The 246-nt window shown below is 73.6% G+C and carries 1 pseudogene; it reads right to left on the bottom strand.

Annotation, left to right across the window (positions count from 1 at the left end):
• Positions 1-246: pseudogene (locus ACQG3P_RS21620) on the bottom strand (arginine decarboxylase); the annotation flags it as partial.

Below are 246 nucleotides of genomic sequence, written 5' to 3'. Positions count from 1 at the left end.
TCCTTCACCGTGGTGGCTGGCAAGGGTGCCTGCCACGCCACGGTGGTGGTTGACGTTGATCGGGTACGCCGCCGTATAGCCGCCGGCGTAGTCCCAGTCGGCCTGGGCCTGGCCGAAGGCCGCCTGCAGCTGGCCCAGGCGCTGGCCCAGGATGTCCGGGAAGCGCACCCGCAGCGGCAGCTTGGCCCCGGCCGCGGGCGCGGCGTCCACCACCTTGGGCAGGGACACCACCGGGCCGTCCTGGCA

Source organism: Stenotrophomonas sp. SrG, assembly GCF_050031795.1.
Classification (GTDB): Bacteria; Pseudomonadota; Gammaproteobacteria; order Xanthomonadales; family Xanthomonadaceae; genus Stenotrophomonas; species Stenotrophomonas rhizophila_A.
This window is presented reverse-complemented; position numbering and strand designations above follow the sequence as displayed.